The organism is Umezawaea sp. NPDC059074 (assembly GCF_042738955.1).
Lineage (GTDB): Bacteria > Actinomycetota > Actinomycetes > Mycobacteriales > Pseudonocardiaceae > Umezawaea.
In genome coordinates this window covers 1-19,558 of record NZ_JBHYHC010000163.1, presented here as the reverse complement: position 1 = coordinate 19,558, position 19,558 = coordinate 1, and the positions used below count along the sequence as shown (strand labels likewise).

General features: G+C 73.5%; 19 protein-coding genes. 5 read left to right on the top strand and 14 right to left on the bottom strand.

What is annotated here, in order from left to right; translation table 11 throughout:
• Nucleotides 1–3 precede the first annotated feature (3 nt).
• Together ACFWW9_RS40970 and ACFWW9_RS40965 are read right to left on the bottom strand one after the other, a co-directional pair.
• Entirely contained in the window at nt 4–1,320 is a 1,317-nt protein-coding gene (locus ACFWW9_RS40970; RefSeq protein ID WP_390388136.1) for an FAD-dependent oxidoreductase, read from the bottom strand.
• Between the two features lie 6 nt (nt 1,321–1,326).
• The gene (locus ACFWW9_RS40965) at nt 1,327–2,154 is read right to left on the bottom strand and encodes a glycosyltransferase (RefSeq protein WP_390388134.1); all 828 of its coding nucleotides are present in this window, start codon (nt 2,152–2,154) and stop codon (nt 1,327–1,329) included.
• A 419-nt stretch (nt 2,155–2,573) separates the two neighbouring features.
• Here ACFWW9_RS40965 and ACFWW9_RS40960 point away from each other — a divergent pair, with 419 nt between their 5' ends.
• The 3 genes from ACFWW9_RS40960 to ACFWW9_RS40950 all read left to right on the top strand — a co-directional run bounded on the left by ACFWW9_RS40960 (nt 2,574) and on the right by ACFWW9_RS40950 (nt 5,775).
• The gene (locus ACFWW9_RS40960; RefSeq protein WP_390388132.1) at nt 2,574–3,995 is read left to right on the top strand and encodes an exopolysaccharide biosynthesis polyprenyl glycosylphosphotransferase; all 1,422 of its coding nucleotides are present in this window, start codon (nt 2,574–2,576) and stop codon (nt 3,993–3,995) included.
• Nucleotides 3,977–5,239 carry a putative glycoside hydrolase family 15 protein gene (locus ACFWW9_RS40955; protein WP_390388130.1) on the top strand — a complete coding sequence of 421 codons (1,263 nt, stop codon included), beginning with the start codon at nt 3,977–3,979 and terminating at the stop codon, nt 5,237–5,239. The genes ACFWW9_RS40960 and ACFWW9_RS40955 overlap by 19 nt, the downstream gene beginning before the upstream one ends.
• Before the next feature lie 140 nt (nt 5,240–5,379).
• Entirely contained in the window at nt 5,380–5,775 is a 396-nt protein-coding gene (locus ACFWW9_RS40950; protein WP_390388128.1) for a GtrA family protein, read from the top strand.
• Here the strand turns inward: ACFWW9_RS40950 and ACFWW9_RS40945 are convergent.
• The 10 genes from ACFWW9_RS40945 to ACFWW9_RS40900 are packed head-to-tail and all read right to left on the bottom strand — an operon-like array spanning nt 5,772 to nt 15,820.
• The gene (locus ACFWW9_RS40945) at nt 5,772–6,866 is read right to left on the bottom strand and encodes a glycosyltransferase family 4 protein (RefSeq protein ID WP_390388125.1); all 1,095 of its coding nucleotides are present in this window, start codon (nt 6,864–6,866) and stop codon (nt 5,772–5,774) included. The two genes, ACFWW9_RS40950 and ACFWW9_RS40945, sit on opposite strands and share 4 nt — an antisense overlap.
• Nucleotides 6,863–7,966, bottom strand: a complete 1,104-nt coding sequence (locus ACFWW9_RS40940) for a glycosyltransferase (protein ID WP_390388122.1) — start codon at nt 7,964–7,966, stop codon at nt 6,863–6,865. Before ACFWW9_RS40940 ends, ACFWW9_RS40945 begins: the two co-directional genes overlap by 4 nt.
• A complete protein-coding gene (locus ACFWW9_RS40935; protein ID WP_390388120.1) occupies nt 7,963–9,429 on the bottom strand; it encodes an oligosaccharide flippase family protein in 1,467 nt (488 codons plus the stop codon). Before ACFWW9_RS40935 ends, ACFWW9_RS40940 begins: the two co-directional genes overlap by 4 nt.
• Nucleotides 9,381–10,658, bottom strand: coding sequence for a glycosyltransferase family 87 protein (locus ACFWW9_RS40930; RefSeq protein WP_390388117.1), 1,278 nt, complete (start codon nt 10,656–10,658; stop codon nt 9,381–9,383). Before ACFWW9_RS40930 ends, ACFWW9_RS40935 begins: the two co-directional genes overlap by 49 nt.
• Nucleotides 10,655–10,876, bottom strand: a complete 222-nt coding sequence (locus ACFWW9_RS40925) for a hypothetical protein (protein ID WP_390388114.1) — start codon at nt 10,874–10,876, stop codon at nt 10,655–10,657. The genes ACFWW9_RS40930 and ACFWW9_RS40925 overlap by 4 nt, the downstream gene beginning before the upstream one ends.
• Nucleotides 10,873–11,784, bottom strand: a complete 912-nt coding sequence (locus ACFWW9_RS40920; protein WP_390388112.1) for a hypothetical protein — start codon at nt 11,782–11,784, stop codon at nt 10,873–10,875. Before ACFWW9_RS40920 ends, ACFWW9_RS40925 begins: the two co-directional genes overlap by 4 nt.
• A complete protein-coding gene (locus tag ACFWW9_RS40915) occupies nt 11,781–12,836 on the bottom strand; it encodes a glycosyltransferase (protein ID WP_390388110.1) in 1,056 nt (351 codons plus the stop codon). Before ACFWW9_RS40915 ends, ACFWW9_RS40920 begins: the two co-directional genes overlap by 4 nt.
• On the bottom strand, nt 12,811–14,028 hold the full coding sequence (locus ACFWW9_RS40910; RefSeq protein WP_390388108.1) for an O-antigen ligase family protein: 1,218 nt from the start codon (nt 14,026–14,028) through the stop codon (nt 12,811–12,813). The genes ACFWW9_RS40915 and ACFWW9_RS40910 overlap by 26 nt, the downstream gene beginning before the upstream one ends.
• Nucleotides 14,025–14,990: a polysaccharide deacetylase family protein gene (locus ACFWW9_RS40905; RefSeq protein WP_390388106.1), complete on the bottom strand. Its 966-nt coding sequence runs from the start codon at nt 14,988–14,990 to the stop codon at nt 14,025–14,027. The genes ACFWW9_RS40910 and ACFWW9_RS40905 overlap by 4 nt, the downstream gene beginning before the upstream one ends.
• Complete coding sequence (locus tag ACFWW9_RS40900; RefSeq protein ID WP_390388104.1) at nt 14,987–15,820, bottom strand: hypothetical protein; 834 nt, start codon at nt 15,818–15,820, stop codon at nt 14,987–14,989. Before ACFWW9_RS40900 ends, ACFWW9_RS40905 begins: the two co-directional genes overlap by 4 nt.
• Before the next feature lie 282 nt (nt 15,821–16,102).
• Here ACFWW9_RS40900 and ACFWW9_RS40895 point away from each other — a divergent pair, with 282 nt between their 5' ends.
• Nucleotides 16,103–17,083 carry a sigma-70 family RNA polymerase sigma factor gene (locus ACFWW9_RS40895; RefSeq protein ID WP_390388102.1) on the top strand — a complete coding sequence of 327 codons (981 nt, stop codon included), beginning with the start codon at nt 16,103–16,105 and terminating at the stop codon, nt 17,081–17,083.
• Between the two features lie 3 nt (nt 17,084–17,086).
• Here the strand turns inward: ACFWW9_RS40895 and ACFWW9_RS40890 are convergent, their stop codons facing one another.
• Nucleotides 17,087–17,494, bottom strand: coding sequence for a YchJ family protein (locus ACFWW9_RS40890; protein ID WP_390388099.1), 408 nt, complete (start codon nt 17,492–17,494; stop codon nt 17,087–17,089).
• A gap of 73 nt (nt 17,495–17,567) precedes the next feature.
• On the opposite strand from ACFWW9_RS40890, the gene ACFWW9_RS40885 reads away from it, so the two are divergent.
• Entirely contained in the window at nt 17,568–18,557 is a 990-nt protein-coding gene (locus ACFWW9_RS40885; RefSeq protein ID WP_390388139.1) for a glutathione S-transferase family protein, read from the top strand.
• 6 nt (nt 18,558–18,563) lie between these two features.
• On the opposite strand, the gene ACFWW9_RS40880 is transcribed toward ACFWW9_RS40885, so the two are convergent.
• Nucleotides 18,564–19,481, bottom strand: coding sequence for a hypothetical protein (locus ACFWW9_RS40880; RefSeq protein ID WP_390388097.1), 918 nt, complete (start codon nt 19,479–19,481; stop codon nt 18,564–18,566).
• Between the last annotated feature and the right edge of the window lie 77 nt (nt 19,482–19,558).

Below are 19,558 nucleotides of genomic sequence, written 5' to 3'. Positions count from 1 at the left end.
CGGTCACACGCGTTCCGACACCGGATCCGTGGACAGGATCCTGGCGGCCACCTGGTCCGCCAACGCGACGCTGGAGTTCCAGCTCGTCACGTCCGGGTAGATGTGGGCCGTGGTCGCCAGCAGCACCGACGTGCCCTCGACCTCCACGGCGGGCCGCTGGTTGAGGAACCCCAACGGGTACACGGGTTCCACGAACGGGGCTTTGAAGACCTTGACCTCGTCGAGGTCGTCCGCCGTCAGACCCGACCCCCGGTGCAGCTCGAGGAACTGCCGCGTCCACCGCTCGGCGATCACCGCCGAATCCTCCTGGTACAGCGCCGAACTCCGGCTCGTGTAGTGCATCACGTACGCCAGGTGCCTGCCGCCGTACGTCTCCGCACCCGACAGCGCGGACATCTCGATCACGCCGTCGAACTCCGTCCCCGACCGCAGGACCGGGGCCCAGTAGTTGCCGGTCAACGGGCGCTTCAGGAAGAACAGGGCGTTCACGACCCCCTGGTACGGCAGCGACAGCGTCGGCAGGCGGTCCGCCAGTTCCGCGTCGGCCAGGCCGCGCAGCAGGGGCAGCGGGACCGTCGACACGACCTGGTCGGCCTCCAGGACCTCGCCGTCGGCGAGGGTCACCCACGAGCGCTCCGGGGTGCTCCGCAGGCCCTGCACGGGAGTGCTGGTGCGCACGACGCCGCCCGCGGCCTCGATGGAGGCCCCCAGCGCGTCGATCACGCCCTTGTACCCGCCATCGGGGTACCCGCGGGTGGCCACGTTGCTCTCGCGGCCCAGCCGCTGCCACAGGTACAGCGCGGGCACGTCGCCGAACGCGTCGCCGAACTTGGAGCCGAACATCGGGGCGAACAGCTGGGACCAGATGACGTCGCCGTAGAGCTTGCGCAGCCAGTCCTCGGCCCGCAGGTTGTCCAGGTCCTTGCCCTTGCCCAACCTGCGCAGCAGCACCGACACCGCGCCGAAGCGGACGCGGTCGCGGAACCGCAGCGGGGTGAACCGGAGCAGGTCGAGCGCGGAGTTGAAGCCGTAGTGCTCCCCGTCCACGACCATGCCCATGCGGGTGCGCCGCCACCGGACGCGCTCGCGCACGCCGACGTCGTCGAGCAGCGCCAGCAGGCTGGCGTCGGTCGGCATCACGCAGTGGTAGAAGCGCTCCACCCAGCGGTCGCCGGTCGGGAAGAACGTGCCGAGGCCGCCGAGCTGGTCGCTGCTCTCCAGCAGCGTCACACGGGTGCCCGCGCGGGTCAGGCGCTGGGCGACGGCGAGGCCGCAGATGCCGCCGCCGACCACCACGACGTGCCGGGTCGAATCAGTCATCGCGCGTCACAGCTTCCGGAACGGCGCCGGGCTCAGCCGGTCGCGCACGAGCAGCTTCGCGTACTGGCCCATCGTCCGGCGCAGCCGCAGCTTGCTCACGCTCTTCTTGCGGTCGTAGCGCAACGGCAGCGGGATCTCGGCGATCACGGGGTCGCAGTGCCGCAGCTTGAGCAGCAGCTCGACCATGCACGCGAAGCCCTGCTCCTCGACGAGCCGCTCGCCCCAGTGGTCGGTCGCCCGGCGCAGCAGCGACACCCGGTACGCCCGGAAGCCGCTGGTGAAGTCGCGCACGCCGTCGACGTCCAGCGTGTGCCGGAACAGGGCGCCCGCGCCGCGGGACAGCACCCGGCGGCCGAACGGGGCCGTCGTGTCGTCGCCGCCGTCGACGAACCGGGAGCAGATCACCACGTCCGCGCCCGCCGCGATCTCCTTCTGCAACAACGGGATCAGGCCGGGGTCGTGGGTGTCATCGGCGTCCATCACGACCACCACGTCGTCGTCGGACGCGGCCTCGACGGCCGAGCGCAGACCGGTCTGGAGCGCCCGGCCGAGGCCGAGGTTGACCCGGTGCCGCACCAGCCGGACGTCCAGCCCGTCGACGCCGCGCTCGGCGGTGGCCGCCGTCGCGTCGGACGAGCCGTCGTCGACGACCCACACGGTCAGGCCGCCTGCCAGGGAGAGGTTCGCCAGCCTGCGCAGCAGCGGCGGCAGCGAGCCCTCCTCGTTGAACGCGGGCAGCACGACGTGCGCCCGTCCGCAGGTCAGCGTCGCGCTGCCCGCCTGCGGAACGACCGACACCGGCCTGATCCGCACCTCGGCCTCTTCGAGTGCCACAGTGCCCCTCACCATTGCTCGTCAATCGGACAGCGGAGAGAATTGCCCATCCGCGTCGTCGAGTCATATTCGGCTACGTTCCGTGGTTTCTTTAACCTGGGTCAGGACAAGCGCGGTAACCAAAGTTGCAGATCCATAAACGACTGTCACCGTAAGGAGGGTTTCTTGTCCACCGGAAGAGTGATTCTTGCTGGTTCGTTCGTCTTTTTCCGTGTCGTGGACGCTCGATAACACCGAATGGGTGAACTCCATCGGGTGTCCTGTGATGGCAACGGAACGGCTGTCAAGAGCAGTCGCCGAGCCGAATGCGGAGAGGAAGTCGTTCGGGATGTGGCATGGCGCGGCGTGGCTGCCGCCGCGGAGACCGGAAAGAGCTAACCGGCTAGTGGTGTGGAATTCCCACGAAAGGGTGAATTTCGATGACTGATCTGGTGTCGGCCGTCACTTCGCCCGACTTCCCGAAACGACGTCAGACGGGCAGACCGCAGAACGGTTCCCCGTCCCGGCCGTGGTCCGCGAGGGTCAACGCGGTCGCCGTCGCGCTCGGCGTCGTCGACCTCGCGGCGCTCGTCGTCGCGGGCCTGCGGACGACTCCGGGGTGGGGCGCGGCGGTGCTCGCCGGGGTGTTGCTGCTGGGCGTCCGGTCGAGCAGCAGGATCTACCGCCGACGGCTGTGGCTGTCCTGGTTCCAGGACCTGCCGCGCTCGCTGGGGGCGACCGCGACGGCGTTCGCGCTGTTCACGTGCTGGGCCATGCTCGCCGGTCAGGCTCCCGCCGCGGCGACCGCGGCGCAGCACTTCTTCGTGCTCTTCCTCGTCTGCGGCGAGCCCGTCCGGTTCGCCGTGTTCTGGCTCGGCCGCTGGGGTCGCCGCCGGTTCGGCCGCTGCGACCGCACGCTCGTCGTCGGCGCGGGCAAGGTCGGCGCGGACCTCGTGTCCACGATGCTGGAGCACCCGCAGTTCGGCCTGCGACCGGTCGGCTTCGTCGACTCCGAGCCCGTGCTGGGCCGCGAGGACCTCCCGGTCGAGCTGCTGGAGGAGGAGCTGGCCTCGGCCATCACCCGGCTCGGCGTGGGCACGGTGATCCTGGCGTTCTCCGACACCCGCGACACCTCCGCCGTCGACGCGGCGATCACCGCGCACCGGCTCGGGTGCACGACGCTGGTCGTGCCGCGGATGTTCGAGCTGTACCAGGACAACCACGACGTCGAGCGGCTGCGCAGCTACCCGTTGATGCGGCTGGGCACGGCGCCGACGAGCAGGCCGAGCTGGTGGGTGAAGCGCGCGCTCGACGTGCTGCTGGCCGCGCTCGCGCTCGCGGTGCTGTCGCCGGTCATCGGGCTGTCCGCGCTGGCCGTGCTGGTCGAGAGCGGCAGGCCGGTGATCTTCCGCCAGGTCCGCATCGGCATGGACGGCCGCAAGTTCCGGCTGTACAAGATCCGCAGCGTCCGGCCGGGCGGCACGGACGACTCGCAGACGAAGTGGTCGGTGCAGGGCGACGCGCGCGTCGGCCCCGTCGGCCGGTTCCTGCGCAGCACCTCGCTCGACGAGCTGCCGCAGCTGTGGAACATCGTGCGCGGCGACATGTCGATCGTCGGCCCCCGGCCGGAGCGGCCGGTGTTCGTCCGCGAGTTCTCCGCCATCCACGAGCTGTACTGGGCGAGGCACCGGGTCCCCGCGGGCCTCACGGGCCTGGCGCAGGTGCACGGACTGCGCGGCGACACCTCGATCGCCGACCGGTCCCGGTACGACAACTACTACATCGCCAACTGGTCGTTGTGGCTGGACCTGAAGATCCTAGTGCTGACGGTGGGTGAATTGGCATGTCGCAAGCAGCGGTAGTCCAGTGGGGTAGCCGGTCCCGGACCCGGCGGGCGGTCGGCCGCGTCGCCGCGGTCGCGGCCCTGCTGTCCGTGCAGGCGTGCGCGTTCAGCTCGGCGGCCCAGACCGACTACGGGCCGCCGCCGAAGGCCACGGCCCCGTGCGCGTGGTGGTACGGGATCGGCGACTCGCCGACGGCCCGCGACGTCCGGCTCGCGGCGCAGCGCTACGACGTGGTGGTGCTCAACGCGATGGAGACCTCCGCGATGCGGCAGCTGCACCAGCTCAACCCGAAGATCAAGGTGCTGGTGTACAAGGACCTCTCCAGCACCCGCAACTACGCGGGCGCGGTGACCGGCGACCAGGACGCGCCGTACCTGCCGTCCGGGCTGGGCTACAACACCACCCAGCGCGAGCACCCCGAGTGGTTCGCGCGCGACACCGCGGGCAAGCGCATCGAGTGGTCGGGCTACCCGAAGCACTGGCAGATGACCGTGTGGGACAAGGCCTACCAGCTCGCGTGGTCCAAGGCCGTCACGGCGGAGGTGACCCGCGAGGGCTGGGACGGGGTGCTGGCGGACAACGACTTCAACTCGCTGAGCCACTACTCCTCCGCCGTGCTGGCGGGCACGGCCGACGTGAAGGCGACCGACCGGCAGCTGCGCGACGGGCTGGACGAGTTCCTCGGCGTGGCGGGCGAGGCGTTGACGAAGGCCGGGAAGCTGTTCGTGCCCAACGTGTCCGAGACACATCTGACACCCGGCCGCTGGACCGCGCACTCGCGGTTCGGCGGTGCCATGGAGGAGAACTTCGGCTTCCGCGACGACGGCGGCAACGGCGGCCTGCTCACGTTCCGCGGCAACGAGTTCAACGAGCTGCGCGCGCAGGCCGCGCTCGGCGAGTCGATGCTGCTGCTGGTGACCCGCACCAGGGAGGCCCGCCAGGACCGCGCCGGGTACGCCAGCGCGGCCCTGCTCGCGGGTCCGCGCACGTGCTGGACGCCCGCCACGTCCGACGACTACGTGAACCCCGAGTGGTCGCCGTTGCAGGCGTCGGGGCTGGGCGAGGCCGTGGAGACGGCCAACCGGCGGGCGGACGGGCTCTGGTACCGCACGTTCACCAACGGCTGGGTGGCGGTGAACCCGTCGTCGGGCCCGCTGAAGCTGACCCCGCCGGAGGGCCTGGTGACCCTGGAGGGCAAACCCGCCGCGGCGGTCGACCTGCCCGCCGCCGATGGGCTGATCCTGGTCAAGCCCAAGCCGTAGGTCCTGGTGGGAGGTGGTCCGGCGCGCTGGACCACCCGGCCGGTGTACCGCGATCGCAGTACGCCGCCTGCCGCGTTCGCACGACGACACGGCGGCCGGTCGCGGGGGAGCCTGGGCGCACGCCGTCGGAGGAGGAGAACGTGTCGCACCGGATCACGGCCCAGCTCGTCCGCTTCGGCGCCGTCGGCGTCGGGACCTGGGCGGTCGGCACCGTGCTGTACCTCGTGCTGCGGACCGTGACGGGACCGATCACCGCGAACGTCGCCGCCACGGTCGCGGGCACGCTGCTCAGCACCGCGGTCCACGCCAGGGTCACGTTCGGCGCGACGACGACGCACAACGCCCGCGCGCACCTCCAGGCCGCCGCGATGGTCGTGGTGTCCCTGGGCGCGGGCAACGCCGTCCTGGCCGCGTTGGGCAGCCTCGCGCCGAACGCGAGCACGGTCGCCGAGTCCGCCGCCCTCACCGCGACCGGCGCGCTGATCGGCCTCACCCGCTTCGTGGTCCTGCGCCAGTGGGTGTTCGCTCCCGCCTAGCGGAGCAGGTCCTCGTACAGCGCCAGGTGCCTGCGCGCACACGCCTCCGGGGTGAACCGGGCCTGGGCGCGGGTGGCCATCTCCTGGCCCGTGCCCGCCGGGTCGGGGTCGGCGAACAGCGTGCGCAACCGGTCCGCGAGGCCCGGCACGTCACCGGGCTGGGCCAGGTAGCCGGACGCGCCGACCATGTCCGCCACGCCCCCGGTGTCGGTGGCCACGACCGGTTTCCCGGCCGCCATCGCCTCCGCCACGACCAGCGGCTGCTGCTCCATGCTCGACGGCAGCACCAGCGCGTCGCACTCCAGCAGCAGGTTCGGCACGTCCGAGCGGAACCCGAGGAACTCCACCCGCCCCCGCAGCGGTGGTTCGGCCGCGAGGCGTTCGGCGGCCTCGCGCTGCGGGCCGTCGCCGACGACCGTGAGCCGACCGTCGGCGGGCATCACGCCGGGCATCGCCAACGCCGTCAGCAGGTCCAGCACCCCTTTGCGCGCCACCAGGAGCCCGACGAACACCAGGTGCCGCACCGGCCCGGACGGCAGCCGCACGGCCGTCGGGGCGACGCAGTTGTCGATCTGCGTCAGCCGCTTCGCGGGCACCCGCAGGCGGTCCGCGAGGAACCGGCCCATCGCCGGGGCGGGCACGATCGTGCGGTGCACGGTCCGCGCGACCAGCGCGTCGGCCGTGAGCACGGCGCGGGTGTACGCCGAGGGCGCGGAGGCGCCGGGGATGCCGCGGAACCACGGCTCGCCCACGTCGTCCGGCACCCCGTGGTAGGTGTGCACCACGGCCGACGACCGCAGGCCGGTGCTCACCAGCCCGGCCCGCCGGTCCTGCGCGTGCACCACGTCGGGCCGCCACGCGCGCACCACGCCCCTGGTGCGCCTGCCCGCGATCACGTCCCCCTTGCGCGGCACGGAGATCTCCTCGTGGTGCCCCGCGAGCAGGTCCGCGTCACGGGCGGGCGTCGGCCCGAACACCCGGACGTCGGCCAGCCCGGAACCGATCAGCGTCGCGGCCAGCCGGACGGTGACGTCCACCGGTCCACCGCGGTCCTGGGTCAGCAGGTAAGCGACGCGCAGCCGTCCACTCATGTGATCCGTCCCCTGGCGAGTTTGTCGACGAGCGTGGCGATCTGGTCCGCCATCCGACTCCGGTCGAAGAGGAGCTCGGCGCGCTGCCTGCCGCGCCGTCCCTCGGCCGCGGCGAGCCCCGGATCGGTCAACCGGTGCGCCACGGCCGCGGCTAAGGCGCCGATGTCGCCCGCGGGCACGACCGCTCCCGCGTCGGCGACGCTCTGCCGCACCCCGCCGACGTCGAACGCCACGACCGGGCGGCCGCACGCCATCGCCTCCAGGGGCACCAGCGCCATGCCCTCCGCGCGCGACGGCAGCACCACGACGTCCGCGGCGGTGTAGAACGGCGCGGGGTCGTCGCTGTGGCCCCACCAGCGCACGGACTCGTGGTCGGCGGTCGGGTGCGTGGACCGCCAGCCGTGGCCGTCCGGGCCGTCGCCGACCAGCACGAGCCGGGCGTCCGGCACGAGGGCGAGCACCTCCGGCCACGCCGACAGCAGCTGGTCCTGGCCCTTGAGGGTGGCCAGCCGCCCGACGCAGACGGCGAGCGGGCCCGGTGCCAGGCCGAGCGCCGCCCGTGCGACGGTGTTCGCGCGGGGGCGGAGGCGGTCGGTGTCGACGCCGTTGCAGACGACCTCGGCGGGCGCGGTCACGCCCGCCTCCCGGCCGATGACGAGTTCGTCGTCGCTGACGCACACCACGAGGTGCGTCCACCGCGACGCGCGGCGCTCCCACCACGTGCTGGCGGTGCGGAGGACGCCCCGCGCGGTCTGGAACGACCACAGGTGCGGCTGGAACACCGTCGGCACGCGCCCGCGCACCGCGAGCCTGCCCACGAGGCCGGCCTTGGAGCTGTGCAGGTGCACCACATCCGGTGCCAGGCGGGTCAGGACCCGGCGCAGCGCCAGCACTTCCTTCACCAGCATCGGACCGGGCTGGCGGGTCGCGTGCCACGGCCGCACGTCGATGCCGAGGCCGCGGGCCCGGTCGGCGAGCCACCCCGTCGGCGGGCAGACGACCACCACCGACCAGCCGCGCGCGCGTTGGGCCAGCGCCAGGTCCAGCACCACCGCCGCCACCCCGGCTTCCACGGGCTGCGTCACGTGCACGACCCTCACCGGAGACCTCCGCGCAGTTCGTCCAGGGCGTTCCGGTGGGTGAGCAGCGTGCCGACGCCGTAGGCGAGGACCAGCACGACGCCTTCCGCGAGCGCGCCGACCAGCGAGTCGACCGGCCCGAACACGCCGAGCCGGTCCAGCAGCACGACGGGGGTCGCGCCGATCAGCGCCGCTGCGGCCACCCGTGCGGCCATGCCCCCGACGGCCGGGGCTACGCCGAGCGCGCGCAGCCGCCACCACGTGAGCGGCACCATGACCCAGGCGACGACGAGTTGGGCGCCCGCGACGGCGGCGACCCCGTGACCGGTGGCGACGACGAGCGCGATCACGATCAGCGCCAGGTGCGCGGCTTCCAGCTTGAGGTAGAGCACGGCGTGGCCGGTCGCCTTCACGGCCTGGTACCAGATGTGCAGCACGCTGATGCCGAGCCCGTAGCCGCACAGCAGCACCAGCGGCAGCGCGGCCGACGCCCAGCGCGCGCCGAGCACCACGACCCGGTCGCCGAGCAGGGCCACCACGAGGTAGAGCCCGCCCGTCACGACGAGCACCGCGCGGGTGAAGCGGCCCATCACGGCGGCCAGCTCGTGCCGCTGCCCGGCCCGGACCAGCTTGGCGCACAACGGAAAAGCCACCGCGCCCAGCACGACGGCGACCATGATGTACGGCACCCACGCGATCCGGTAGGCCAGCGAGTACACGCCGACCGCGTCCGGCCCGAGCACGTGCCCGATCGCCAGGTAGTCGACGTTGATCACCAGCGCGGCCACCACCGCCGCCGGTCCCACCACGGAGATCCAGCGCAGCGCCTCGGCCGCCACGTCCGCGTGCCAGCTCGGCCGCACCCCGCCGCCCGCCAACGCCCCCAGCACCGGTTGCGCGACAGCCGTGCACAGCATCCCGACGATCAACGACGCCGCGCCGAAGTCCTCCAGCGCCAGCACGACCGTCACGACAGCGCCCAGCACCGCGCTCCCGGCGTCCGGCAGCATCCGGCGGCGGAAGTCCAGGTCCCGGTGCATCAGCCCCATCTGCACGCCGCCCGCCGCCGAGAACGGCAGGCTCAGCGCCGCGAGCCGCACCAGCGGTTCGGCGTCCGGGGCGCCCAGCAGCGCGGTGATCGGCCCGGCGGCGGCCGCCAGCACGACGCCCAGCAGCGCGCCGACGCCGACGCTCATCGTCAGCACCGTCCCGGCCATCCGGCGCGGATCGTGCTCGGTGCGGCTGATCACGTCGTAGACGCCGATCGACTGCACGACCTGGCCGAGGTTCACCAGCGCCACGGCCAGCGCGACCAGTCCCAGCTCGCCCTCGGTCAGCAGCGCGGCCAGCACCAGCGTCACGACCATCTGGCTGCTCTTGCTGACCAGGTTGACCGCGCCGAGCCAGAGCGACCCCCGCACCGCGAGGCCGCCGGTCACGGACCGCCCCGCCGACGGGCGGCGAACACCACGAGCAGCACCCACGCGGCCACCACCGCGAGACCGTCCGCCGTGACCCCGACCCGAGGCCCGAACGCGGACACGATCGCGGTGTCCACGGCGTGCAGGTGCAGGAACGGGAAGGCCGTCGCGGTCAGGGCGAGCCCGGCGACCCACCACCCCGGTTCCCGGCGCCGCCGCCACCACACGGCCGCCAGCGCGGCCATCGCGGGCACGGCGATCAGCACGTCACCGGGCTGGTGCACCACGCACACCACCACGGCCAGGCAGGTCAGCAGGTCCGCGGTCACGCCGTCGCCGATCCGGTCCAGCTTGCGCGCCAGCAGCACGCTCGCGGCCAGGACTCCCAGCAACGCCACCGGTTCCACGGCAGGCGGCAGCCACCCGGTGGTCCGGAAGAACACGGCCGGGAGGTCGACGCGCTGGGCGGTCATCGAGTCCACCGCGCCGTAGTCCGTGCTCGTGGCGTGCGCCAGGTTGGCCGCGATCACGTCGGCGAACGCGCCGACGCCACCACCGCGCACCACGAGCAGCACCACCACGGGCAGGCTCGCCACGGCGGCGATCGCCGTGCCCGTCAACGCCACCCGCCGCGAGCCGCGGGCGAACAGCAGCAGCGCCAACGGCAATCCGAACTGCGGCTTCAACCACGCCACCGCCAGACCGACGGCGGCCCACTTCGGCTGCCGCTCACGCCCGGCCAGCGCGCCCGCGGCCCCCAGCGCCACCAACGGGTTCACCTGCCCCAGGTACAGCTGCGCCTTGCCGACCTGGCTGGTCACCAGCAGGGTCGCGATGCCGACCGTGCCGAGCGCCAGGGGCACGTGCCGCCGGATCCCGTACGCGGCCAGCAGCGACAGCAAGACCAGCAGCAGCAACGAGACCAGCACGAAGGCGACCGCGCCGACCCGGTAGTCCACCAACGCGAACGGCAGGTGCAGCACGAGGTGGTACGGCTGGTACAGGTTGAAGTCCTGCCGCACCGGCCAGTGCGCGAACATCACCGACGGGTCGTACGGGTTGCCGCCCGCGAGGAACTCCCGCAGCGGGTAGTAGGTCGCGTCGCGGAAGTCCTGCATCCGCACCTCGGCCTTGTTCGCCGAGGTGGGCAGCGGCACCTGCCACGACGGCCGCAGCGCCCACCACGCGCTCAGCGCGCCGATGACCGCCAGCACGCCGGTCGCGACCGGCACGGAGACCCCGGTCCTCCGACCACCGCGCAATGCCGCCGCCCCGCGCCCGACCGACGTCACGGCCGCACCGCCGACTGCTCCGGGGCGGAATCGCCAGCGCCGTCGAGGACGCCGGACAGCCGGCCGGTCGGCTCCACCACGGGCAGATCGGCGCTCCGGCCGACGAGGGGTGCGGGCTCGGCGGCGGCCTTCACCGGGCGCACGACCCGTTCCGACGCGGCGGCCCACTCCCCCACGGCGGCGGCGAACGCCTTGCCCAGCCCGCCGCGCGCGGTCACGCCAGCACCACCGCGACGAGCACGGCGTCCTCGGGCAGCACGCCGAGGGCGGCGGTCAAGTCGTCCCCGGCGCCGCGGTGGGCCAGGACGACCACGGCGTCGCCGGGCTCGCGCGTGTGCCGGTTGCCGAGGTCCGGCACCAGCACCCGCGCGGGGTGCGCGAGCACCAGCCGGTCGGACAACTCCTCCGCGCGCTCCACCAGGTCCGGGGCGACGGCGACCACCCGCGGCGACCGGCCGGACGCCCGGCACAGCACGGCGAGCCGGTCGGCGAGGGCAGGGTCGGCGACGTCCGCCGTCAGCACCGGGTGCGCGGTGCCCGCGGCGGCGAGGGCCTTGCGGACGTTCTCCTGCCCGCGCGCGGTCCGCAGCCGCTGGACCACGGCCATCGCCACGGCCGCCATCACGGCGGCGGCGAGCGCCAGCCCGGTCGACAGCAGGCGGTCCGGGGCGACCTGGACGACGTCGGGCTTCGCGTCGAGCACCCGCAGCCGTCCGACGGGGGCCAGCAGGTTCGCGTCGACCAGGCTCTTGGCGATGGCCGACGCGGTCGCGCCCGCCTTCTCCTCCGTGGCGGCGCGCACCGACAGCCGGGCCAGGCCTGAGGCGGGGACCAGCTCGACCGACACGTGCTTGGCCAGCTCGGTCGGCGTGTACCCCGAGACCCCGGCGGCGGCCTGGACGACGGACGGGCTGCGGGACAGCTCGACCAGCGCGGGCAGGCCCAGCGACACGACCTCGCCGTACTGGGCCGTGGTGCCGGGCTCGGCGGCGGCCACCGGCTCGGCGAGGAGGCTGACGCGGCCCTGGAAGTCGTCGGGCCGGAGCATCCCGACGACGAGGACCAGCGCGCCGACGACCAGCCCGACGAGCACGCACTCGGCGGTGCGACGGGAGAACAGCCTCATCGTCGGCCCCCGTCCAGCATCGTGCGGAGGAGTTCGTCGTAGGACTTCATCAGCGTGTGCCCGTCGTGGTCGGTGCCCGCCGCGGCGACGGCGGCGCGGGTGTCGGGGTTGGAGAGCAGGGAGCGCAGGGCGTCCGCGACGGCCGTCGGCTCGCCGCGCGGCACCACCAGGCCGCCGCCGTCGGCCAGCGCCTCGGCGACGCCGTCGACGTCGGTCGCGACGACGGGCACGCCCGCGGCCAGCGACTCCAGCACCGCGATGGGCATGCCCTCCCAGTCGCTGGTCAGGACGGTGACGTCGGCGGCGGCGAGCAGGTCGGCCACGTCGGACCGGTTGCCCAGGAAACGGACCCGGTCGTCGATCCCGAGGTCGCGGGCGTGGCGCTCCAGCGAGCGGCGCAGGCTGCCGTCGCCCGCGAGCAGCAGCACCGAGCGGTCGTCGAGCCGCGCCCAGGACTCCAGCAGCACGTCGTGGCGCTTCTGCGGCTCCATCCGCGCCAGGCACAGCGCGACCGGCACGTCGTCCGGCACGCCCAGCGCGGACCGCACGGTGAAGCGGTCGACGCGCGGGGGCATGGGGAACACGGCGTTGCGGATGACGGTCACCGAGCCGAGCCCGGCCTCGCGCAGCCGGTCGGCGGTGGCCGAGGCGACCGCGACGACGGCGTCGGACGTGCGGCGCAGCACCCGCACGGCGCTGGTCTGGTCGGCCACCGAGACGCCGTGGAACACCGTCAGCAACGGGGTCCGGCGCAGCGGCATCATCGCGAGCCGCGCCACGGCGGACGCGCCGACGTTGTGCGCCACCACGACGTCCGGCCGGAACGCGCGGTACGCGGTCCGGGTCGCCTTGGCGGCGCGCACCACCCCGCCCGCGCGGCGGCGGGCGAGCGGCACCTCGAAGTGCGGCACTCGCAGGGCTTCGGCGCGGTGCCCGCCGCCGCTGGCGACGGCCGACTCCCAGCCGAACTCCTCCCCCGCCTTCGCCATGCCCGCGACGAGCGCCTCGGCGCCGCCGGTGCCCATCTCACTGATCACGTGCAGGACGCGCACTCCCACTCCCAGTCCGTAGTTCGGCCGCGCACGCGACCGCGATCATCAGCCACAGCGGCAGGTAGTACTGCTCGGACAGGAACGTCGACGCGACCGCCGTCGCGAGCAGGGCCGCTTGCACGGCGACCATGTGCGACCGGTCCGCGCCCGCGCGCAGCGCGCGTTCGCTCGCCACGACGGCGGCGCCGATCAGCGCGACGAAGAACAGGAAGCCGGGCAGTCCGAGCTCCGCCGCGACCTCCAGGTACATGTTGTGCGCGACCGGCGACTGCTCGTCGATCTCCGCGTTGTGCGACGCGCCGGGGTACTCCGCGCGGAACCCGCCCGGTCCGACGCCCAGCAGCGGGTTGTCGGTGAGGATGCGGGCGGCGGCCTGCCAGCGGAGTTCGCGGGTGTCCACATTGGTCGACGCGATGAAGCTCTTCTCCTGCAAGGCTTTCGCCAGCTCGTCCTGCGCCACGACCGCGCCGCCAAGTGCCAGCAGGGCCAGCACGCCGACGGCCGCCGCCAGGACTCGCAACGACAGCACCCGCCGGGCCACGAGCCAGAGCACCGCCGCGCCGAGCGCGAGCCCGCCGCCGCGGGAGAACGTCGCCGCCGCGCCCGCCACGAGCACCGCGCACGCGACGAGCGCGAGCGCCGACACCGACTTCCGGCGGCCCGCCACGAGCGGCACCACCAGCGGCAGCGCGGCGACCAGGACGTGGGCCAGGTCGTTCGGGTCGTCCAGCGGCCCGCTGGCCCGCGACTCGCCTTCGGCGATGAGGCTGTACAGCGCGCCGCCGCCTGCCACGGCGGCCCCGGCGACGGCCGACGCCAGCAGCATCCTGATCGGCACCTCCCGCGAGGCGACGTCGACCAGGATCGCGGTGACCAGCAGGAACGGCAGCCAGCGCAGCGTGTACTCCAGCGCGTACGGCTCGGCCACGTGCACGCCCGCCGACACCAGCACCACGACGGCGAACAGCGCCAGCAGCGCGTGCACCGGGTGCGGTCGGGGCCACTCGCGGTCCCGCACCCGCACGGCGAACCAGGTCACGGCGAGGAGCGCGGGCGCCAGCTTGGCCAGCTGCCCGTGGACGGCGAGCAGGTAGCCCTCGATCGGCGCCAGCGCCACGGTCGCGCACGCGAAGACGCGCAGGGACCGTTCCGGGAGCCGCAGGTCCCGCCGCGCCGCCACCAGCGCGGTCACCCGCGGGACTCCAGTCGGCGCGCGTCCCGCTCGCGGTTCAGCCCGGCCATCCGCGCCCGCGCCACGTGCTCGCCGGTGCCCACGAGGTCGAAGTGGCGGCGCAGTTCGCCCAGCACCCAGCCGAGCAGGTCGGTCTTGCGGGCGCTCGGCACGGCCATGCCGGGGAAGAACTCCATGCCCGGTGCCTCGGTCGCGTCGAGCACGTCGGTGGGGTGCAGCAGCAGCGACGGGCCGACACCGCGCAGCCTGCACAGCCGCAGCGCCGTGCGGAAGTACCCGCGGGCCAGCTTCGGCGAGGCCTGGTTGAGCTGCTGGAGGTAGGACGCGTGGATCGGGGTGCGCAGCAGCGGCATGGTCGTGACCGGCAGCTCCACCAGCGACGACGACTTCCCGACCCGCCACCGGTACGCGCCGACCGGGGCCAGCACGCGGGAGACGCCGCCGAACAGCTCGTCCGACGCGGCGCCCTCGGGGACCGAGCGGTTGTGGTACGCCCTGGCGATCGGGCCGATCCACGTCGGCCACGTGCTGGCGTCGTAGGAGTAGCCGCGCTCCACGAGCAGCTCCAGCAGGTCCGGCGTGAGGCTGTAGCCGGGGCCGCGGAAGCCGATCGGCCGGGGCGCGCCCGCCGCCACGATCGCGTCCTCGGTGCGCGACAGCTCCGACTCCAGCTGCGCGCGGGAGTAGCGGTGCAGCCAGGGCTCGTGGCCCCACGAGTGGTTCGCGACCTCGTGACCGGCGGCGCTGATGGCGGCGACGGCCTTCGCGCCGTCCTCGCACTCGACGTCCGCGCCGACCGCGAACACCGTCGTGGTCAGGCCGTGCTCGCCGAACACCTCCAGCAGCCGGGGCACGGCCGTGGGCAGGAAGCTCGGGTAGCTCGTCCAGTCCTGGTCGCCGTGGGTCTTGAGGTAGGCCCACAGGTTGTCCAGGTCGAGCGAGACGCTCGCGGTCGGCCTCACACCGCCTCCTTCACGGGCTCGGGGGCGGCCTGCGGGGTCCGGCCGAGCGCCAAGACGCCGACGACGACCAGTCCGAGACCGGTCACGACCCACCACTGGCGGCCCTCGGCGATCCGGTCGCCCATCGCGACCATGCCGACGACCGAGGCGATCAGCATCGAGACGGCGTCCATCGTGGCGACGGCGGAGGTCGCGGACCCGCGTTGCAGCGCGCCCGCCAGCAGCGCCTGGCCGAGGACGGCGGCGAGCACCAGGACCCAGGCCAGCGGCTGCCACGGCAGGCTCGTCAGGTCGCCGCCCGCGAGCGCCCGGCCCGCGACGGCGACCACGGCGAACGCGATCCCGGCGGGCACCGCGGCCGACACGACGGCGTTCGGGCGACCCGCGCGCAGGCCCAGCAGCGCGGTCAGCACGAGGACGCCGACCAGCGCGGCGACCATCGTCGGCGTGAGGCCGCGGGCGGTGGACGGCGCGGCCGCCCCGCCCAGCAGGACCATGCCGACGGCGAGCAGGACCAGCACGCCGATCTCGACCGAGGTGACCCGCCAGCCGAGCACGAGCACCCCGAAGAGGGTCGCGAGGCCGATCGCGGAGGCCGACCCGGCCTGCACGAGGTAGAGCGGCAGCGAGCCGCGGGCGAGGAAGGCGAGCACGAACCCGCCGACCTGGGCGGTGAAGCCCGCGAGGTACAGGCGGTCGGCGGCGAGCCGGGCGATCAGCCCGAGGTCCGCGCCCCGCCGGTGCTCCGCGCGGCGGGCGGCGGTGCTCTGCGCGACGATGCCCGCCGCGTACAGGACCGCGGAGGCGACCAGTTCCCAATAGCCGAGCACGTCCGACTCCTCTGAGGGCCACCTGCTCGACCGGTAGTCGTCGAGCCAACGGGGCGGGAGCGTACGTGCCGTCCTCGCCGAACACGGTAGAAGGACAGCGCTAGCATTTTTGTTGCCACACAAGGTGAATTTGACCTGTTGAGCGTCCACGATCGAGTGGTCGCGTCACACTTTCGTGGCATCTGTCGTCCCGCCACAGCAATGTCCGATTCGAACTCCGCGGGTTGTGCGGACGGTCTTCGTGGCGAAAACTCAGCGCAGCCGACCTTCTGGAGGACAGTCGTGACCACGGTGGACTCGGACCAGGACTTCCTGGCGCTGGCCGAACCGGTGCGACGGGAACTGCTCGCGCACTGCTACCGCATGCTCGGGTCGGTGCACGACGCCGAGGACATGGTGCAGGAGACGTACCTGCGCGCCTGGAAGGCCTACGACCGGTTCGAGGGCCGGTCGTCGCTGCGCACGTGGCTCTACACGATCGCGACCCGGACGTGCCTGACCGCGTTGGAGGGGCGCGGCAAGCGACCGTTGCCGACCGGTCTCGGCGGTCCCCGCACCGGCCCGGAGGAGCCGCTGGTCGACCGGCCCGAGGTGCCGTGGCTGGAGCCGATCCCGGACGCCGCGCTGACCGCCGAGCCGAACGACCCCGCCACCATCGTCACCTCGCGGCAGAGCATCCGGCTCGCGCTCGTGGCCGCGCTCCAGTTCCTCCCGCCCCGGCAGCGGGCCGTGCTGCTGCTGCGCGACGTGCTGGCGTGGAAGGCCGCCGAGGTCGCCGACCTGCTCGACACCACGACCGCCGCCGTGAACAGCTCCCTGCAACGGGCGCGCGCCCAGCTCGACGAGCTGTCGCCGAGCGAGGACACGGTCGTCGAGCCGACGACCGCCGAGCAGCGCGACCTGCTCGACCGGTACGTGAAGGCGTTCGAGGCCAAGGACATCCCGGCGATCGTCACGCTGTTCACGTCCGACGCCGTCTGGGAGATGCCGCCGTTCACCGGCTGGTACCAGGGCGGGGCGGACATCGCCCGGCTCGTCGACACCCAGTGCCCGGCCGACGGCCCCGGCGACATGCGGCTCGTGCCGACCTCCGCGAACGGCCAGCCCGCGTTCGGGCTGTACATGCGCGACGAGGACGGCGTGCACCGGCCGTTCAACCTGCCGGTGCTCACCCTGTCGCCGGGGGGCGTCACGCACGTGGCGAGCTTCTTCGACCTGCGCCTGTTCGAGGTGTTCGGGTTGCCCGCCGTGCTGGAGGACTGACGGTCAGGTCACGGCGTCGAGGTACGTCCAGAGGCCGTCCTCGCGGCGGAACGCGCTGTTCTCGCGCAGTTCGGCCGTGCGGCCGCCGTAGATGTAGTGCGCGCGGAACTCGACCGTGCCCTCGCGGTGCAGCACGCCGCCGCCGGTCGAGCCCAGCACCTCCAGCCGCGTCCACCGCGTGCCGTCGTCGACGTCCAGCGTCGCGGGCCGGGTGCTCGGGTGCCAGGTCCGCAGCAGGTAGTCCGCGTCACCGACGGCGAAGGCGCTGAACCGCGAGCGCATCAGCAGTTCGGCGGTCGCCGGGGACGTGGTGCCGAGGTGGGCTCGGGCACAGCAGTCGCTGTACGACTTGTCGAGTCCGCAAGGGCAGGGTGAGGTGGTGGTGATCGCGCGTGGGCGTTTTCCGGACACGCGGGTGATTGTGACCGATACCGGACGAGGGGACGCAGCGGTGGCAGACAACGCCGATTTCGAACGCACGCCGATGAGGTTCGTCGACCGCGTCACGGCCGACGGCGCCGACGGCTGGCCGGTCGAAGCGGGCAGGTACCGCCTGGTCGTCAACCGGGCGTGCCCGTGGGCGAACCGCGCGGTGATCGTGCGCAGGCTCATGGGGCTGGACGAGGCGATCTCGCTGGCGGTGACCGACCCGATCCAGGAGCTGATCGCGGGCGAGGTGCACTGGGTGTTCACGGCGGAGACCGGTAGCCCCGGCGGCTTGGACCCGGTGCTGGGCGTGCACGCGCTGCGCGACTCCTACCTCAAGCGCGACCCCGCCTACGACGGCGGCGTGAGCGTGCCGGGCCTGGTCGACGTGCCCACCGGCCACCTCGTCACCAACGACTACGACCAGCTCACGCTGGACCTCGGCGGCGAGTGGAAGGCGTTGCACCGCGAAGGCGCCCCGGACCTGTACCCGCTGGCGCTGCGGGACGAGATCGACTCGGTCAACGAGTTCGTCTACCGCGACGTCAGCAACGGCGTCTACCGCTCCGGCTTCGCCCCGTCCCAGGCCAGCTACGACCGGGCCGTCCGCATCCTCTTCGACGGCCTGGACAGGCTGGAGGACCGGCTCATCCGCCAGCGCTACCTCTTGGGCGACCACATCACGGAGGCCGACGTCCGCCTGTTCCCGACCCTGGCCAGGTTCGACGCGGTCTACCACGGCCACTTCAAGTGCAACGTCCGCAAGCTGATCGAGTACCCGGCCCTGTGGGCGTACGCCCGCGACCTGTTCCAGACACCGGGCTTCGGCGACACGATCCACTTCGACCACATCCGCAGGCACTACTACGGCGTCCACACGGCGATCAACCCGACCCGCGTCGTGGCGGCGGGCCCCGACCCGGCCGCGTGGCTCACCCCGCACCACCGCGACCAGCTGGGCGGCTCCCCCTTCGCCGACGGCAGCACCCCGCCGGAACCGCCCCCGGCGATCGACCGCGTGCCGGTCGTCGTGCCGCCGGGGGGCTGAGCCGGGTCAGGACGGGTCGGCGCCGCGCCAGGCGGCGACCCACAGGCCCATGCCCGCGGTGATGACGGTGGCGGCCAGCCAGCCGGTGAAGCCGCTGCCGTCCAGGTACGACCAGAACAGGCCGAGGAACGGGGCCGGGATGACCAGGGCCGCGTCGGCTCGGAGTTGTTGCGTCCAGCCCGCCGACTGGGCGGCGAGGACGGCCTCGGGGTCGGGTTCGGTGGGGCTGTCCAGGCGGCGGCCGCGGGGGTGTTTCGTGGTCGCGCGGCCGGACGGGTAGAGGAGGAGGTCGCCCGACTCGACGACGACGGTCCGGTCGCCGTGCAGCACGACCTCGGCGGGGGACGGCAGGGCGACCAGCGCGGGGTCGTAGTACACCGGGATCCACGTTTCGCGTGGGCCGTCGACCTCCAGCCACGAGCGGACGATCAGGCCGGACTGCACGCGGATTCGGCGTACCCGTGCCTTTCGGCCCGGTGCGCGGGCCGCGCGGGCTCGTGTGGCGAAGCGCCACGCCGACGCGCCGATCACCAGCAGCACGACGGCGGTGGTGAACGCCAGGCCGCTCAACGCGCGGTCGGCTCGCACGAGCAGGTCCGCGCCGGGGATCACCACGCGGTCCGGGTGGGCCGGGTCGTAGGCGACCTGGGTCTTCTGGCCCGCGGGCGGGATGCGGCCGGGGATGTCCACCAGGCCCGTGGCGCGGGTGCCGTCCGGGAGCGGCCAGCTCACCTCGACGACCTCCTCACCCGTCCGGACGACCTCGCCGACGGCCCGGCCGGTCAGCTCGCCGATCTGCCGCGACGCCGAGGTGTAGGTCAGCAGGGCCGCGGTCGCGACGCCCGCGCAGAGCAGCAGGACCACGGCGACGGCCGCCAGCCCGTGGCGCACGGCCCTGACCCGGAACAGCGTCGATGTCGGCACCGGACGATCCTCTCAAAGGCGGAAAAGGCCGACGGCCCGGCGGGAGAACCCACCGGGCCGTCGTGGAAAACCGCGAT

Coding starts and splice junctions, on each gene's coding strand:
- ACFWW9_RS40885 (WP_390388139.1), top strand. CDS start 17,568: ATGAGGTTCGTCGACCGCGTCACGGCCGACGGCGCCGACGGCTGGCCG.
- ACFWW9_RS40970 (WP_390388136.1), bottom strand. CDS start 1,320: ATGACTGATTCGACCCGGCACGTCGTGGTGGTCGGCGGCGGCATCTGC.
- ACFWW9_RS40960 (WP_390388132.1), top strand. CDS start 2,574: ATGACTGATCTGGTGTCGGCCGTCACTTCGCCCGACTTCCCGAAACGA.
- ACFWW9_RS40955 (WP_390388130.1), top strand. CDS start 3,977: ATGTCGCAAGCAGCGGTAGTCCAGTGGGGTAGCCGGTCCCGGACCCGG.
- ACFWW9_RS40920 (WP_390388112.1), bottom strand. CDS start 11,784: ATGAGGCTGTTCTCCCGTCGCACCGCCGAGTGCGTGCTCGTCGGGCTG.
- ACFWW9_RS40945 (WP_390388125.1), bottom strand. CDS start 6,866: ATGAGTGGACGGCTGCGCGTCGCTTACCTGCTGACCCAGGACCGCGGT.